13 protein-coding genes are annotated in these 16,923 nt (G+C 40.4%); 12 read left to right on the top strand and 1 reads right to left on the bottom strand.

All coding sequences use genetic code 11. From position 1 onward, the window contains the following. On the bottom strand, positions 1 to 1,407 hold the full coding sequence (locus tag HWQ37_RS21220) for a response regulator (protein ID WP_292750554.1): 1,407 nt from the start codon (positions 1,405 to 1,407) through the stop codon (positions 1 to 3). Between the two features lie 746 nt (positions 1,408 to 2,153). On the opposite strand from HWQ37_RS21220, the gene HWQ37_RS21215 reads away from it, so the two are divergent. The 12 genes from HWQ37_RS21215 (at position 2,154) to HWQ37_RS21160 (ending at position 16,899) form a co-directional block, all read left to right on the top strand. Beyond that, positions 2,154 to 2,828, top strand: a complete 675-nt coding sequence (locus HWQ37_RS21215) for a vWA domain-containing protein (RefSeq protein WP_292750552.1) — start codon at positions 2,154 to 2,156, stop codon at positions 2,826 to 2,828. A 446-nt stretch (positions 2,829 to 3,274) separates the two neighbouring features. After that, positions 3,275 to 4,057 (top strand): PP2C family serine/threonine-protein phosphatase, encoded by a 783-nt coding sequence (locus HWQ37_RS21210; RefSeq protein WP_292750550.1) that lies wholly within the window; start codon positions 3,275 to 3,277, stop codon positions 4,055 to 4,057. Between the two features lie 56 nt (positions 4,058 to 4,113). Further along, positions 4,114 to 6,282: a tetratricopeptide repeat protein gene (locus HWQ37_RS21205; RefSeq protein ID WP_292750549.1), complete on the top strand. Its 2,169-nt coding sequence runs from the start codon at positions 4,114 to 4,116 to the stop codon at positions 6,280 to 6,282. Positions 6,283 to 6,608: 326 nt separating this feature from the next. Next, entirely contained in the window at positions 6,609 to 7,382 is a 774-nt protein-coding gene (gene rfbF / locus HWQ37_RS21200; RefSeq protein ID WP_292750547.1) for a glucose-1-phosphate cytidylyltransferase, read from the top strand. Positions 7,383 to 7,501: 119 nt separating this feature from the next. Further along, entirely contained in the window at positions 7,502 to 8,716 is a 1,215-nt protein-coding gene (gene lhgO, locus HWQ37_RS21195; protein ID WP_292750545.1) for an L-2-hydroxyglutarate oxidase, read from the top strand. A gap of 284 nt (positions 8,717 to 9,000) precedes the next feature. Next, positions 9,001 to 10,029, top strand: coding sequence for an NAD-dependent epimerase/dehydratase family protein (locus HWQ37_RS21190; RefSeq protein ID WP_292750543.1), 1,029 nt, complete (start codon positions 9,001 to 9,003; stop codon positions 10,027 to 10,029). 225 nt (positions 10,030 to 10,254) lie between these two features. Further along, positions 10,255 to 11,208 (top strand): glycosyltransferase family 2 protein, encoded by a 954-nt coding sequence (locus HWQ37_RS21185; protein ID WP_292750542.1) that lies wholly within the window; start codon positions 10,255 to 10,257, stop codon positions 11,206 to 11,208. A 211-nt stretch (positions 11,209 to 11,419) separates the two neighbouring features. Then, positions 11,420 to 12,427, top strand: a complete 1,008-nt coding sequence (locus HWQ37_RS21180; protein ID WP_292750540.1) for a glycosyltransferase family 2 protein — start codon at positions 11,420 to 11,422, stop codon at positions 12,425 to 12,427. Between the two features lie 50 nt (positions 12,428 to 12,477). Beyond that, positions 12,478 to 13,350: a phytanoyl-CoA dioxygenase family protein gene (locus HWQ37_RS21175; protein WP_292750538.1), complete on the top strand. Its 873-nt coding sequence runs from the start codon at positions 12,478 to 12,480 to the stop codon at positions 13,348 to 13,350. 209 nt (positions 13,351 to 13,559) lie between these two features. After that, positions 13,560 to 14,117, top strand: a complete 558-nt coding sequence (rfbC, locus tag HWQ37_RS21170; RefSeq protein ID WP_196519716.1) for a dTDP-4-dehydrorhamnose 3,5-epimerase — start codon at positions 13,560 to 13,562, stop codon at positions 14,115 to 14,117. Between the two features lie 175 nt (positions 14,118 to 14,292). Then, positions 14,293 to 15,606, top strand: a complete 1,314-nt coding sequence (locus tag HWQ37_RS21165) for an NAD(P)H-dependent oxidoreductase (RefSeq protein ID WP_292750534.1) — start codon at positions 14,293 to 14,295, stop codon at positions 15,604 to 15,606. Positions 15,607 to 15,798: 192 nt separating this feature from the next. After that, on the top strand, positions 15,799 to 16,899 hold the full coding sequence (locus HWQ37_RS21160; RefSeq protein ID WP_292750532.1) for a glycosyltransferase: 1,101 nt from the start codon (positions 15,799 to 15,801) through the stop codon (positions 16,897 to 16,899). Positions 16,900 to 16,923: the final 24 nt, after the last annotated feature.

The following is a 16,923-nucleotide window of genomic DNA, read 5'->3' as shown; positions in this document are numbered from 1 at the left end:
TTAAGTCAAATGCATAAAGACTATTTTCAGTAATTCGGCGCGAGTAAACGGTTTAGTCAGATATCCAGATGCCCCGACTAATTTCGCTTTTACTTTGTCTACAATTCCTTTACTGCCAGTGACAAAGATAATCGGAGTGTTTTTAAATAGTGAATTATTTCGTATAATTCGGCACAACTCATAGCCATCAATTCCTAGCATATTTAAATCCAACAAAATTAAGTCCGGTTTGTGCCTTATAATTGACAAAACGGCTTTCACTGGATCGTTAATAGTCACTACAGAAAAATTTTCACTTTCTAAGAAATAACTGATTTCTTTAAGAATTGTAGGGCTATCATCTACAGAAACGATTTTGTGAACTTTTTGTGCCGTTACAGTAGCAGCTGTTACTCTTTGGGATGCAGGATTTATGTTATTTGATATTGTTGGTTCTTGAAAGTTCTCTTTTGAAGGAGTAGAAATCTGTGGTAATCGCTCAACAGGAACTATTTTCTCTTCAGGAATATTTGGGTAAGAATTGACATTGTTACTTAGTTCTTGTTTGGTATCAACTAACCCGGAAATCAATTTTGAGAAAAGCGTAGGTGTAGCTTGTCGTAGATATCCCTCCTCAAAAATCTTTGGTAATTTATCATAAGGTGGATCGGGTTCATGGAGGATAATCGCACCCTTAAGGATGTAAGGGTATAAATTACGAGCTAGTTGGATTTCATCTTGATTCAAAATTACAGCCAGATGACACAAGCTAAAACCCTTCATCCAGTTAATTAAATCTGACTGTAAATTTGGTAAATCTTGGTCATCAAACTTGCTGTTCATCAACAGATAAGGACGTTGATATGGAGAAGAAATTTTAGGTACAAAAGTCTGCCAATTCTGTAATCTTACTTGGCAATGATCGAGAATTTTTTCTACACCTATCCTGCAAATTTTTGGCATTCTCTCAACTGGTTCTGTTAATTCATAAGTACCTTCTTTGATGAGCAAAAATGATTCAATTACCTCTTTAACTAATTCTTGAACCAGCACTGCTGCTTGTGTAGAATTTAGATGTTGCTGACTAACAAGCCAGGATATAGCCTCATACTCAGGAGGGTGACTTCTCGAATTACTGTCATCCTTGATTAACTGACTGTGTGAATCAGGTTCAAACATCAGTCTTACTTGAGTGCGAACCTCATTAGTCAGGAGTGGAATTTGTTGGCTGAAGCGTCGCAAATGGCGTTCTAATCGATCAAAAGGTTCCACGGAATGAGTAGCGTAAGTTATTTTGCCCTGTTCTAAGTAAATCGACCAAGCAACTGAGTTACTCAATACTTGTAAACAAGTACTGTCGGAACAATTGGATAATTGTCTTAACAAACTTAGAGGACGTAGTTTGGTGAATGTACCTGAGTGATTCATATTTTTCAAGTTTTTTGCGGAATCAACAACCGAACATTTGTAGATTGAAAATATGAGCTATAAAGTATTTTTTCTTTGTAATATTTTTCTACCAAAAAATTATTTGTTTGAAAATATGTACATATATTAAAAATTGTAAGCTTTCTAGCTCTCTTGTTACATTTAGCACACCTTACTTAATCTATCTCAAAAAGCAAGTAGGTATGAATAAAGGTAAGCATCCATCATAGCTAGATTATCAGTAGATGTTGGTTAATTCTGGATTTTACTAACTACTGATAACTCTTGAGTAAAGACCTGAATAATGACGTTTATTTATGCCCACTCACTTTAAGAGGCAAATTTGATTCCAAGTTCGCACAGTTACACTGGTATACTTCTAGAGTTAACGAGCTTAATTATGGTTAATTATTTTTCCCTAAAGAAACCATTATTCTACATAAAATCTTTAAAAACTTATCTAGGAAAGTTTACGTATTTATTGTACTGTAGGTTTAATGGATATAACTTTTTGGTAGATACATTACAACAGGTAATGCTGGGTTTTGATAAACTCTTTTTTGCTAAACTAAGCTGTACTCAAGTTCATCTTAAATATATAGAGAACTTCATGAAAATAATTTGTTTAATAAAGATTAGAGCATCTACCACTAGATACTATATTCTATAGTCGCCGAGACGATGGAAATTATATACTCTGAGAAAGGGAAAATAAAGCTTTGAACTTTAACATAACACAAAAAGTTATGCATGATACATTAAGACTTGATGAAGTAGTAGAATTTGCTGAGAACCCAGAACCACGTTGTCCTTGTGTACTTTTATTAGACACATCTGGGTCGATGCAAGGAGAGCCAATTGAGGCTTTAAATCAAGGTTTACTAAGCTTAAAGGATGAATTAGTCAAAAATTCCTTAGCTGCCAGACGGGTGGAAGTGGCGATCGTGACTTTTGATAGTAATATCAATGTAGTTCAAGATTTTGTGACTGCCGATCAATTCAACCCGCCGATTTTGACAGCACAGGGCTTGACTACAATGGGTGCGGGCATTCATAAAGCTTTGGACATAATTCAAGAGCGGAAATCTCAGTATCGTGCCAATGGGATTGCTTACTATCGTCCTTGGGTATTTATGATTACCGATGGAGAACCGCAAGGCGAGTTAGAGCATATAGTCGAGCAAGCATCCCAGCGCTTACAGGGAGACGAGGCGAATAAGCGCGTAGCATTTTTTACAGTTGGTGTAGAAAATGCGAATATGACGCGTTTAAATCAGATAACTGTACGTACTCCCCTAAAGCTTAAAGGATTAAATTTTATTGAGATGTTTGTCTGGCTGTCAACTAGTATGTCAGCTGTTTCTCATTCACAAGTAGACGAACAGGTAGCACTACCGCCCATTGGTTGGGGGACTGTGTGAACTACTCAGACTTGCCTAATGCTGAAGTCTGAGCTTCCCAATTCATCGGGAATAGCCTCAAAAACTCCCTAGTTTTTTTGGTCTGACATTCCCTCCAAGGGCAGGAGTCCTGGTTCCCAAGACCCAAATCTTTCTCTTGCGACATATACCTATTAGCTTGGTTTTCGCTTATGGCATTGATGGTGAAAAACGCGGTCTTGGGGTTTCCCCAAGTAGAGCGATTTTGAACCCGGAGGGTCAAGACAGTAGCTATCTTACCAGAAAGTACTAGGGATTCGTCATACATCCAGAATTTGTTTTTACTTGAGTTTTAAATCAATTCCAGATGTAATCCTCATCCCCCGCTTACAATCCGCACCTGATGAGTACATTGAAGGTGGGGACTTCCGCGACACGTTAAAAATTGCAGCTTGATGTTTACACAGCTAGCTGCTGGAAAAAAATTTATGAATATATCAAAACAGATTGCTCAATGGCGGATTGTGGCTGCATCTGTATGTGGTACAAGTCACTTAAAAAACAATCAATTATGTCAGGATGCTCATCATTGGCAGATATTGTCAGATAATGTTTTAGTGGCTGCCGCCGCAGATGGGGCGGGTTCTGCCAGCCTTGGGAAAGTGGGAGCGATGGTTGCTGTGGAAACAGCAATCGAAAACCTTTCAACCAAAGGGCTGACCCGAAAAAGTTTGACTGATGATGCTGATGTGCGATCGCTCTTAAATGATGCCATATTCGCCGCCAAAAAAGCTGTGGAAGCTGAGGCAGTTACTTGTGACAAACAGCCTCAAGATTTAGCAACTACCTTAATTATGCTAGTTGCCACACCAGATGTAGTAGCTGTGGTGCAGATAGGTGATGGTTTGGCAGTGGCAAAAGATCGTCTGGGCAACCTGCTGGCACTGACTATGCCAGACAGTGGTGAATACATTAACGAAACCACTTTCTTAACTTCGCCTCATGCCTTAGATACAGCACAAATGAGATTATGGCGCACAGACATAGTAAACGTTGGTATAATTACCGACGGGTTACAAATGCTGGCTTTGAATATGGTTGTTGGCGAACCTCACAAACCGTTCTTTTTTCCGTTGTTTGAATTTGTCGCCAATACCGAGGATAAGACAGAAGCGAAGGAGCAATTGGTAAAATTTTTACGCTCTGAGCGGATTACACAACGCACTGATGATGATTTAACACTCATTATAGCCGCATTCAACGACTCATGAGCAAGCAATCTACAGGTTTCACATCTTACAATCACTCCCGTTAGCGGTAATTCATTATGCAGGTACTACGTTGTTCCCCCAGAAAAGAAATCCTCAGTCTCAATGTCAGTTTGGGACGTGGCGGTGAAGCTTGCGTTTATGCACTCCCATCCGATAACAATTTGGTGGCGAAGATTTACCACAAGCCAACCACTGCCCATGCCGATAAACTCCAGGCGATGCTTGCCAACCCGCCAGAAAACCCTACGGCGAGTTTAGGGCATATCTCTATCGCTTGGCCAGAGGATTTATTACGGGCGGCAGATGGCAAAAATAGCATCCTGGGCTTTTTGATGCCACGTATTCAGGGGATGCGTCCAATCATCGACTTTTACAACCCCAGAACCCGTCGGCAACACTGCCCCCTATTCAACTATCAGTACCTGCTCCGCACGGCTCGTAACTTGGCAGCAGCTTTTGCCGCTTTGCACGCCAGTGGATATTGCATTGGTGATGTGAACGAGTCTAATATCCTTGTCAGTGATACGGCACTGGTGACATTGATAGACACAGACTCTTTCCAAGTAACCGACCCACATAACAATGTCGTTTATCGCTGTCCAGTCGGTAAACCAGAGTTTACGCCACCAGAACTACAGAATAAAACTTTTGCCCAGCACGATCGCCAAATCTCTCACGATTTATTTGGGTTAGGGGTGCTAGTATTTCAACTCTTGATGGAAGGCACTCACCCATTTTCGGGGATTTTTCAAGGTGCGATTGAGCCACCACCCTACGAAGCCCGCATTGCATCAGGTCATTTTACCTACAGCGAAAAGCGTTACGTACCCTACCTACCGACACCCATTGCTCCCCCTTGGGAAATTCTTCATCCCAGCTTACAGGAATTATTTGTCCGTTGTTTTGAAGAGGGTCATAATAATCCACAACTACGCCCCAGCGCCCAGACTTGGCTCTCGGCAATTGCTGAAGCCGAAGAATCCCTAATTACCTGCACGACAAATCCCCAGCATCGCTACAACAACCACATGCGTAGTTGTCCGTGGTGTGAACGTACCGTGCGATTAGGCGGACGTGACCCCTTCCCATCACATCGGGCTATAGAAGCTAGAGAACATCTCCAACCGCGAGTCAAAGCCAGAAAGCGCTACAATCAGACACCGCATTTTCCCCAGCGAGCCATGTCACCGCAGGTAGCTAATTACTGGCAGCCAGTAATGACTCCGAGCGGTTCATATTATAAACCTTCCAAAAGGTCAAAGTTGTACCCGGTTATTTGTTGCTTGCTCGGTTTTGGTTTATTGGGATATGCAGACGTAATGATTAAATTTACTCAGCCGTTGGTTTCCCAAAATGCTTACACCCAACAAACAATCAAGTCTCCCCAGTCAAATAACAAACTCAGTTTCGCTGATTCCTATCAGCAAGGTTATACGGCTTACAAAGAGCGAGACTATGAGAAAGCAATTGTCAACTTTAGCCAAGCAATTGAACAAGAACCGACACACGCTAGAGCGATTGTAAATCGTGGAAATGCCCGCTATAACTTGAAAGATTACGAAGGAGCAGTTACAGATTATAGTCAAGCTCTGAAAATCAATCCCAATCAAGTTAAAGCTCTGGTAAATCGGGGCAATGCCCGCTATATGCTCGCTGAATATAGCAACGATCCCGATCAACAATATAACCAAGCGATCGCAGACTATAATCGAGCCATCGGTCTGGATAATAATGAAATTGAAGCTTATATCAGACGGGGGATTGTCCGCGCTCAAATGGCTAAATATAGCGGTGAATCTCAACAAGTTTACAAAAAGGCGATCGCAGATTTTACTCAGGCAATAAAACTTAATGTTTCTAAAGCCGAAGCTTACTTCCAACGGGGTGTAGTCTATTATCAAATTGCTCAATATAGCAGCAATTATCAGCAAGAATATAACCAAGCGATCGCTGACTTTAACGAAGCATTAACCTTAAGTCCCAGACTAGCAAAAGCATATCTCAAACGAGGCATGGTTCGCTATGAACTGGCACAATATGGCGGTAGTGAATCTAACAAAAACCAGACAAAAGCTGTCGAAGATATACAGGCATCTGCCAAAATTTTTCTTGAGCAAGATGACATGGATAATTATCAGCAAGCACTCAGTAATATGTGTGTAGTCATCGAAAACAAATGTGACCCTTTATTCCAAGGCTCAAGTAATGTGGAGAAAACTAACTAGAAACAAGTAAGTTTTGTTACTAACATATTATTGGTTTTGATTGAAAAATCAAGCCTGACTAGGATTAGCGCCAGCTAACCCTAGTTATTTTTTAGGTGATATTTTTATTTTATTGAGTAATTGATTTCTGTATTTATAGATATTCATAGAGCTTTTATATAGAAAAGATTTTAATTTATATTCCCTTTATAATTTCACCGGAAATTACAGTTAGATTATTGACGGAGAAACAGAAATCAGAAATACATTTCTCTCCCTTTAAGTGCATCCTCTTCATCTCGAAAAAGTCAAATAATCATATCCCTACAAATCTTCGAGGTAATTGCATGAAAGCGGTGATTTTGGCTGGAGGTCTTGGTACACGCCTCAGTGAAGAAACTAGTATCAGACCTAAGCCGATGGTTGAGATTGGTGGTAAGCCAATTCTCTGGCACATAATGAAAACTTACTCTGCCCACGGCATTAATGACTTCATCATTTGTTGTGGTTACAAAGGCTACATAATTAAAGAGTATTTTGCTAACTACTTCTTACACATGTCAGATGTTACCTTTGATATGCGCTTTAACCAGATGAACGTACATTCTGGTTATGCCGAACCCTGGCGCGTCACCTTAGTAAATACGGGTGATAATACAATGACAGGCGGTCGCCTAAAGCGAATCAGCGAACATCTTGGTAATGAAACTTTTTGCTTTACTTATGGTGATGGTGTAAGTAATATTAATATCACCGAGCTAGTGAAGTTTCACAAAGAACAAAATAGCTTAGGAACACTCACAGCCGTTCAACCAGCCGGACGTTTTGGTGCCATTTCTTTAGGATATGAGCAAACCAAAATTACCAGCTTTCGGGAAAAACCCGAAGGCGATGGAGCTTGGATTAATGGCGGTTATTTTGTGTTAGAACCAGAAGTAATCAACTTAATTGCTGATGATTCTACCGTGTGGGAGCAAGAGCCATTAGAAAAGCTAGCTGATATGGAACAGCTATCTGCTTTCAGACATGATGGATTTTGGCAACCAATGGATACTTTACGCGACAAAAACTATCTCGATGGGCTGTGGAAAAATAATCAGGCTCCTTGGAAGGTATGGTAAGGGGAGCAGGGAGCAGGGAGCAGAGTTTTCCCATTTGCCCAATGCCCAATGCCCAATGCCCAATGCCCAATGCCCAATGACTTTATAGATTTACTGTAATTTGAAGTGCGATAATACTAATGTATGATTTTGCGATTATAGGTGGGGGAATAGTTGGGCTTTCGACAGCGTTGGCTTTAGGAAAACGCTATCCCAATGCGCGTATTTTAGTACTAGAAAAAGAGAGCCAATGGGCATTTCACCAAACCGGTAATAATAGCGGGGTGATTCATTCTGGTATTTACTACAAGCCAGGGAGTTTCAAAGCTAAATTTTGTCGTGATGGTTCTCGTTCAATGGTAGAATTCTGCCAAGAGCATGGAATTGACCATGAAGTTTGTGGTAAGGTGATTGTTGCAACTGAAGAACAAGAACTACCACGCTTAGAAAATCTCTACCAACGCGGCTTAGACAATGGCATAGAAGTCCAGAGAATCAGCCCCGAAGAAGTCAAGGAAATTGAACCTCACGTCAGATGTGTAGGTGGAATTCGGGTATCGTCAACTGGGATTGTTAATTACAAGCAAGTTTGTTTGAAATATGCCCAGCTAATTCAACAGCAGGGTGGAGATTTGCACCTGAATACAAAAGTCCTGAAAATCTCTCCAAGTGGTAAAAATCAGGTACTGCAAACAAACAAAGGTAACTTTGAAACCCGCTTTGTAATTAATTGTACTGGATTGCATAGCGATCGCACCGCAAAACTAGGTCAAGTTGAACCCCAAGCAAAAATTGTCCCATTCCGGGGAGAATACTACGAACTCACCCCAGAAAAACGCTATCTGGTCAAAACACTAATTTACCCAGTACCCAATCCAGATTTCCCCTTCCTGGGTGTCCACTTTACCCGGATGATTGATGGTAGCGTCCATGCAGGGCCAAACGCGGTTCTATCCCTCAAACGCGAAGGTTACAAAAAAACCGACTTTGACTTACGGGATTTCCTAGAAGTCATCACCTATCCCGGTTTCTGGAAGTTGGCAGCTAAACACGCGCCTGAAGGCATTCAAGAAATCATTCGTTCTTTTAGCAAAGCAGCCTTCACCAGAAGTTTACAAAAACTAATTCCCGAAGTTCAAGCAGAAGACTTAGTTCCCACCCATGCAGGAGTCCGCGCTCAAGCCTTAATGAACGATGGCAAGCTTGTAGACGACTTTTTGATTGTTTCCGGTCAAAACTCCATTCATGTTTGCAATGCTCCTTCTCCTGCGGCCACATCTTCTCTAGAAATTGGCAAAGCGCTTGTAGCAGAAATTCCCCAGCTTTCGCATCTAGATAGTGTAGTCACTGCATAGATATCATAGTTGTTATTTCCGGGCTGCTGAATAAAACGATGAATCTTGTATAGTAGGCATCTTTTCTTCACCTGTCTGGAAATACAAGGGACGGGTAATACCAATTGGAAAAAAGAATGCGACAAATACACCATTTGTAGAGACGCGATGAATCGCGTCTAGTTATTGCATACAAACGAAAAATATAGCGCTTCCCTTCTAGATGCAACACGCTGTAGGGCGTACATCTGTGCGTCCATACTAAACGAAGAATTTAACTCATCAATACAAAGGAATTAACCACAATGAAAATATTAGTAACTGGAACAGAAGGCTATTTAGGTTCATTATTACCGCCTCTGTTAATCGAACGAGGACATGAAGTTATTGGTTTAGATACCGGCTTCTATAAAGTTGGTTGGCTATACAACCCTAGTGGAGTAACACCTAAAACCCTCAACAAAGATATCCGCAACATCACCCCTGATGATTTGGAAGGTATTGAAGCCATAGTTCACATGGCGGAACTCTCCAACGACCCCGCCGGACAATTGGCACCAAATATTACCTACGAAATTAATCATGTGGGTTCAGTTCGTCTAGCTAGTTTGGCTAAGGCTATGGGTGTGCGTCGCTTCGTATATATGTCTTCGTGCAGTGTCTATGGTGTTGCTACCGCAGGTGATGTCACAGAACAATCATCAGTTAATCCTCAAACAGCCTACGCAGAATGCAAAACTCTTGTAGAAAGAGATGTCAGACCACTCGCTGACGATGACTTCTCACCCACCTTTATGCGGAATGCTACAGCCTTTGGTGCGTCTCCCAGAATGCGCTTTGATATTGTTTTAAATAACTTAGCAGGGTTGGCATGGACTAGCAAAGAAATCAAAATGATTAGTGATGGTACACCTTGGCGGCCATTAGTCCACGCACTGGATATTTGCAAAGCAATAGTCTGCACCTTAGAAGCACCACGAGACATTGTACATAACCAAATCTTCAACGTGGGAGATACAGCAAACAATTATCGCGTTAAAGAAATCGCGGAAATTATTGCTGATGTTTTCCCCGATTGTAAATTGTCCTTTGGTGACAACGGCGCAGATAACCGCAGCTATCGCGTATCCTTCGAGAAAATCAATACAATCCTACCCGGATTTAAGTGTGATTGGAATGCCCGACTTGGTGCCCAGCAGCTATTTGATTTATTCAGTCAAATACACATGGCTGAAGATACTTTCTTGTTTAGAGGATTTACTCGCTTAAAACAGCTAGAGTATCTGATTCGGACAGAGCAAATTGACAAAGATTTCTTCTGGAATAAAAAGTAGCTAAAGTCGTCTATTAGCCAATACAGTTCAGTTAAGCATTTCTTCCTTCTCTTCCTTTGCGCTCTTTGCGTCCTTTGCGGTTCGTTAAAAAATTGAATTTGAAAATAGTTAAGCCTTAACTGAACCGTATTGGTCTATTAGCAACGGATAAATAATCTAAGCTTCCGAATCAACACTATTTGATTCGGGCTTATTTCATCCATCAAATTATTTGCAAATCGCTATATGAATAAACTGCTTACTATCGCCATTCCTACATTCAATCGCGCCCAGCTTTTAGATAAACAACTTACTTGGTTAGCCAAATCTATTAAAGGGTTCGAGTCTGAGTGTGAAGTTTTTATTTCTGATAATTGTTCTACAGATAATACCCAAGAAATAATTAAAAAATGGCAACTAATTCTCAGTAATGTTAATTTTACATCAAATAGAAATAGTGAAAATATTGGGGTAATGGGCAACATTGCTTGTTGTTTAAAAGCTCCAACTAGTAAATATATTTGGACAATTGGTGATGACGATCCAATTCAGGAAAGAACCTTAGAACGTGTGTTAACAACACTAAAAGAACATTCAGAATTAGCATTAATATTTTTAAACTTCTCTGGTCGTCAAAAACGAACAGGTCAACTGGTTGTAGAACGCTGGTTGAATAGTGATAATGACGATATAAAAGTTGATGGTAAAGCTGTATTTCAAAGTTATCTGAACGAAAATTTTGGTGGTGTACTTTTTATATCAGCAGCAATTTATCGCACAGATTTAGTACAACGCGCTCTACAAAAATGGCCGGCTGCTACTAGTAATTGGGCATCTCAAGCATATTGGACTGCTTTTTGTGCTGCTCATGGAAGTGTCATTATTACTAAAGACACTTATTTAGAATGTACAATGGGCGCGAGTCTTTTGGATCTTGACCCAACATGGAACTTTAGAATGCGATATGCGTACATACCTGAAGTTTATATAAAACTATTAAAGGTAGGATATCCTCATAAATTTTGTCAGGAAATGATTTGGCAGAACTTCCAACAAAAAACTGACTTAAAAATTTTATTAGGTGCTTTAAAACGTTGGCCTTTCTTGACAATTAAGATATTTATTCCTTACCTGCGTTTATTAAGTATATCAGCTTGGGCAATTCTTTTTCCACCCAAACAGCTAGAGAATAGCCTGTAACTTAGTGTGTTAATTGCCAAGTTATTATTAACACTATTTCTTGGCAATACTCACTCATATATCAATTTTATCGTAAATCAAAGGGTTTAAGACCCCTACCTCTACAGGTAGCATCATTTTCAGTCGGGGTTTAAATCCCCGTCTGAAAATGTCTTTAATTTTGAATTTTGAATTTTGAATTTTGAATTGTTAATAACTCCTATTTCTTACCATGCAGAAATTACTGACCATTGCTATACCCACTTATAATCGTGCTGAATTACTTGATAAACAGTTAGGATGGCTTGCTCAAGCTATCAAAGGTTTTGAAGATGATTGTGAAATTTTAGTTTCTGATAATTGTTCAACCGACAATACTCAGGATACGATCAGAAAATGGCAAATGGTACTTAGCAACATCACATTTAAATCAAATAGAAATCCTACTAATTTAGGCGTTGTCAAAAATATTATGTATTGCCTAAATTCTACAACAACAAAATATGTTTGGACAATTGGTGATGACGATCCAATTCAGGATAGAGCCATTGCTTATGTGATTAGTAAACTTAAGCGCTATGAGGATTTATCATTATTGTTTCTCAACTTTTCTGGTCGGAATCAAATTACTGGTGAACCAGTTCATCCACCAAAAATTGTTGGTAATCGCTGGTTTGATATAGATAGTGAAGATGGTGATGGTGATGGTAAAGCTATATTTGAGCATTGTTTCTCAAAAAGTGTCGGTGCAGTAATTTTTCTGACTGCTACAATCTACCGGACTGATTTAGTGAAACGCGCTCTCCAAAATTGGCAAGATGCTGAGAATAACTGGATATCCTTAGCATATTTAGCCGGGTATTGTGCTGCTAATGGTCGTGTAATTGTCACGAAAGAAACTTATTTGGAATGTATTGTTGGTGTGAGTTATTGGCAGAAAGAACCAAAATCTGCGCTGTTAATGCAATACAAACACATCCCCGAAGTGATTTTGAAATTGGAGCAAAGTGGATATTCTAAGCAGTTTTGTCGGCGGATGCTTTTACAAAACGGTAAAGAAGTCAACTTGAAAGTTTTCTTGGGTGCTTTAAGAAGATGGCCTATGTCCGCCATTAAAACAGTAGTTCCATTTTTGGCTTTAGTGGGTTTGTGTGCTTTTGACGTGATGGTTTCTAAAGAGTTCAGGTTAGCAGAATCCAGTGAAATATCTACTCAAGAAGTGCAGAGTTATAAACCATAAGCTACTAAATTGCTGATAAATCTACATCGAAACTAGAAGGAATTGACACCATGTTTAGTGTAATTAAACGCAAAATATCTACACTATCTTCCGACTTGGAATATTACGTAGCACGTTGGAAGCATAGCAGAAATCTGCCAGCATTGGAAGGGCGCGATGTCTGCGACGGGCTACGCCTACGCAAAATCCTTAATGCTCTCAAAAAAGATGGCGTTTGTGTCACAACCCTAGCAGATTTAGGGTTAACTTCTAACTCAGAACTGCTCAAAGCTGCTTACCATCAATTGTCTCAAATGGAAAATCCCAACAATCACCATCTAGACGAAAAATTACCACAAATTTACACAGTTACAGGTTTACCAGAATTTTATGCCTGGGGAATGGAGAAAAGACTTCTCAACATCATCGAAAATTATATTGGTCTTCCTATTGCTTTTCATGGTGTACATTTACGTAAAGATTTCCCTAGCAAACATCAGTTTGGGACGCTTTTATGGCATAGCGATGCCGAAGACCGTCGGATTATCAAAATCTTTATTTACTTGAGTGATGTAGAAGAAAAAACTGGGCCTTTTGAATACATTCCCCGCTCTTTAACTCCCTTGTTTAGTTGGAATTATATTCAGCTTTTCTACAAACTTTGGAAGTCAGGCTATATGGGCATTGATGATGAAGAAGTAAAACCAGTCATCCCCAAATCAGCTTGGAAATCTTGCCCAGGTCCAGCCGGTACTGTCATTCTTGTAGATACGAAAAATGCTTTGCATCACGGCACAGTCCGCACAGAAGAACGGTCAACACTATTCTTTTGTTACACCGCCAATCCTCCTGAAAGACCAGACCTCTGCACCCAATATTGGGATGATACTTATCCCAGAGCAGAGTTACGTTCTCCTTCAGATGCAATTAAAGCTTCGACTTAATTAACCGCAGAGGCGCAGAGAACACAGAGTCAGAGAAGAAAAGGGTTGCACCCGATGAAATTTATAGGTTTAGGACTGATACAAAATATCTCTCAAACTTTAATATCTCCGCGCCCTCTGCGCCTCTGTGGTTAGTTTATTTTCTGGCGCAAATACTAAGCAGTTAGTAAATATTTTCTTTACTCAACATTCACCTCAAAGGAATCATCATGATTTTCACCGAAACCGCACTGAAAGACGCATTCATTATTGACTTAGAAGAAAAGCCCGACCACCGTGGTTTTTTCGCTCGGTCTTTCTGCGCTCAAGAATTTGAAGCACACGGATTAAAGCCAACAGTTGCTCAATGCAACCTGTCTTTTAATTACAAAAAAGGCACTATCCGGGGAATGCATTATCAAGTTCTGCCAGCAGCAGAAACGAAATTAATTCGTTGTACTAAAGGCGCTATTTACGACGTAATTATTGATATGCGTCCCGAATCTCCCACCTTTTTATCACATATTGGTGTAGAGCTAACCCCAGAAAATCGCCGCGCTTTGTATGTTCCAGAAATGTTTGCTCATGGCTATCAAGCCCTCACAGATGAGACGGAAGTTGTATATCAAGTGGGTGAATTTTACACCCCAGGATATGAAAGAGGTTTACGCTATGACGACCCATTTTTTAACATTGATTGGCCTTTAGATGTGACTGAAATCTCCGAGAAAGATTTAAATTGGCCTTTGTTGAGAATGATGACTGTAGGCGGTACAGCTTCCAGATAGATTTCAACTCTCACAACCAGAAAAAACAGATATCTAGCAAACAACTGGTTAGTAACTATCACTAATCTTGATTACCTCTGAAAATGTACTTATTATTTAGTTGTAATAAATTATTAAGTGCAAAATTATCGAGAATTTGTAACACAACAAACAGTTCTAAAAAGGAGTTTAGTTCATGATTATTATCGATCGCGCCTTACAAGCCCGTGCAGCAGCAGGAAATCCTATCAAGGTGGGAATGATCGGTGCTGGTTTTATGGGTCGAGGAATTGCCAACCAAATCGTCAATTCAGTGCCAGGAATGGAGTTAGTTGCTATCTCCAATCGCAAGATTGGTGCAGCCAAACAAGCTTATTCGGAAGCAGGAATTGAAGATATTCAAGTTGTTGCAACTGTCAGCGAACTAGAAGATGCGATCGCAACCGGTAAATATGCAGTCACAGAAGACGCTAAGTTACTGTGTCGGGCTGAGGGCATTGATGCCTTAATCGAAGTCACAGGTGCAGTGGAATTTGGCGCTGTGATCGTCATGGAAGCGATCGCTCATTGCAAGCATGTGATCATGATGAATGCCGAACTCGACGGCACTATTGGCCCCATCCTAAAAGTCTATGCCGACAAAGCAGGTGTCATACTCAGCGCCTGTGATGGCGATCAGCCAGGGGTACAAATGAACCTTTATCGCTTTGTAAAAAGCATTGGTTTAACTCCCTTATTGTGCGGTAACATTAAAGGACTCCAAGACCCCTATCGCAATCCCACCACCCAGGAAGGATTTGCTAAACGTTGGGGTCAAAAGCCCCATATGGTGGCTAGCTTTGCTGACGGAAGCAAAATTTCCTTCGAGCAAGCGATCGTTGCCAATGCCACAGGCATGAAAGTCGCCAAACGGGGAATGTTGGGATATGACTTCAACGGTCATGTCGATGAAATGACTCAGTTATATGATGTTGAACAACTCAAAGAACTGGGCGGCATTGTCGATTATGTAGTTGGAGCAAAACCAGGCCCAGGCGTATATGTATTTGCCACTCACGACGACCCCAAGCAACAGCACTATCTCAACTTATACAAATTAGGCGAAGGCCCACTTTACAGCTTCTATACTCCTTATCACCTCTGTCATTTTGAAGTTCCCTTGTCTGTAGCGCGTGCTGTACTGTTCGGTGATGCCGTTATGTCTCCACTAGCAGGCCCGCTAGTAGATGTTGTCACCACTGCCAAAATTGACCTGAAAGCAGGAGAAACCTTAGATGGCATCGGCTACTACATGACCTACGGACAATGTGAAAATTCCGATATCGTCCAACAGCAAAATCTTCTACCAATCGGTCTAGCTGAAGGGTGTCGCCTCAAACGAGATATTTCTAAAGATCAAGTCCTCACTTATGAGGATGTAGAATTACCTGAAGGCAGACTTTGCGACCAACTACGAGCTGAGCAAAACACTTATTTCGCTCCACAAAAAATCTTAGTAGCAGTTGGATAATATCGGTTCAAGAAACATTTGCCACAAATGAATTAGCTGTAGGGGTGTACAGCTGTACGCCCCTATATGTTTGTCGCAATAAATAATTTAGTGAAGAGGATAAGAAGTTATACTGCGGGACACTAAAGTTGTTGATATTAACTTGCTGGGGAGCCTTTAAACAAACCCGATCGAAACTTTAGGTCAAATTTCATGAAAATTGCTCTAGTCCATGACTATTTAACCCAGCGAGGTGGGGCAGAGCGTGTGTTTGAACTGCTTTGTAAGCGCTATCCCGAAGCAGATATTTTCACATCTTTGTACGATCCCCAAAAAACTATCGATCTAGGCGATCGCATCGTTAATACAACTTTCTTACAAAAGATTCCAGGGGCAGCAAAATATTTCCGGTCAATGGCTCCTCTATATTTTCCTGCCTTTCGTGCCTTGGATCTGCAAGACTACGATTTAATTATTAGTAGTAGCACCAGCTTCGCTAAGGCAGTACGAAAAAACCCCAAAGCCCGCCACATTTGTTTTTGCCATAATGTTACCCGTTTCTTATGGGATACAGCAACTTATTTAAGAGAATACGGAGACTATAGATATTTTGCTCCTATAATTGAGCAAGTATTTCAAATAATGAGAAAGGTAGACCTGAAATATGCCCAGGAGCCTGACCTTTACATAGCTAATTCTAGTGTTGTTGCCCGCCGTATTGAAAATATTTATGGCAAAAAGGCAATGATGGTAAACTATCCAATTGATACTAGTAAATTTGTTTTTTCAGATACAAAAGATGAGTATTATCTGGCCTCCGCCCGGATGATCAGTTATAAGCGACTTGATATAATAGTCGAAGCTTTTAATTGGTTAGGGTGGCGGCTATTAATATCTGGTGATGGGCCAGAACTAGCAAGGTTAAAATCCAAAGCATTACAAAATATTGTGTTCTTGGGACACGTAAGTGATAGAACCCGCAAAGACTTGTTTTCCAAAGCCAAGTCTATTATTGTCGCAGCCTTAGAAGACTACGGATTAGTGCCAGTAGAGGCTAATGCAAGTGGCACACCAGTCATCGCTTATGGAGCAGGTGGAGTATTAGATACTCAAATTCCAGGTGAAACAGGAGTCTTTTTCAAAAGACAAACACCCGAATCATTACAACTTGCATTACTCGAAGCCAATGGCATTTCTTGGGATTACGATCGCATCCGTAATCATGCAGTAGCAAATTTTTCAGAAAATGCCTTTTTTGGTAAGGTTGAGCAAATTATTAACCAAGCTTGTGGTGTGCATCAATTATTCATTTGATTTCTGAATCTCTTTCCACTATAA

Source organism: Nostoc sp. NMS4 (assembly GCF_017115095.1).
GTDB lineage: Bacteria > Cyanobacteriota > Cyanobacteriia > Cyanobacteriales > Nostocaceae > Nostoc.
Note: the sequence above shows the minus strand (reverse complement) of the source record. Positions and strands in the feature narration are given on the sequence as shown.

Excerpts from the sequence above, each read along its gene's own strand:
- HWQ37_RS21190 (WP_292750543.1), top strand. The coding sequence starts at position 9,001 with ATGAAAATATTAGTAACTGGAACAGAAGGCTATTTAGGTTCATTATTA.
- HWQ37_RS21205 (WP_292750549.1), top strand. The coding sequence starts at position 4,114 with ATGCAGGTACTACGTTGTTCCCCCAGAAAAGAAATCCTCAGTCTCAAT.
- rfbC (WP_196519716.1), top strand. The coding sequence starts at position 13,560 with ATGATTTTCACCGAAACCGCACTGAAAGACGCATTCATTATTGACTTA.
- HWQ37_RS21215 (WP_292750552.1), top strand. The coding sequence starts at position 2,154 with ATGCATGATACATTAAGACTTGATGAAGTAGTAGAATTTGCTGAGAAC.
- HWQ37_RS21165 (WP_292750534.1), top strand. The coding sequence starts at position 14,293 with ATGATTATTATCGATCGCGCCTTACAAGCCCGTGCAGCAGCAGGAAAT.
- lhgO (WP_292750545.1), top strand. The coding sequence starts at position 7,502 with ATGTATGATTTTGCGATTATAGGTGGGGGAATAGTTGGGCTTTCGACA.
- HWQ37_RS21175 (WP_292750538.1), top strand. The coding sequence starts at position 12,478 with ATGTTTAGTGTAATTAAACGCAAAATATCTACACTATCTTCCGACTTG.
- HWQ37_RS21220 (WP_292750554.1), bottom strand. The coding sequence starts at position 1,407 with ATGAATCACTCAGGTACATTCACCAAACTACGTCCTCTAAGTTTGTTA.
- HWQ37_RS21160 (WP_292750532.1), top strand. The coding sequence starts at position 15,799 with ATGAAAATTGCTCTAGTCCATGACTATTTAACCCAGCGAGGTGGGGCA.
- rfbF (WP_292750547.1), top strand. The coding sequence starts at position 6,609 with ATGAAAGCGGTGATTTTGGCTGGAGGTCTTGGTACACGCCTCAGTGAA.
- HWQ37_RS21180 (WP_292750540.1), top strand. The coding sequence starts at position 11,420 with ATGCAGAAATTACTGACCATTGCTATACCCACTTATAATCGTGCTGAA.
- HWQ37_RS21210 (WP_292750550.1), top strand. The coding sequence starts at position 3,275 with ATGAATATATCAAAACAGATTGCTCAATGGCGGATTGTGGCTGCATCT.
- HWQ37_RS21185 (WP_292750542.1), top strand. The coding sequence starts at position 10,255 with ATGAATAAACTGCTTACTATCGCCATTCCTACATTCAATCGCGCCCAG.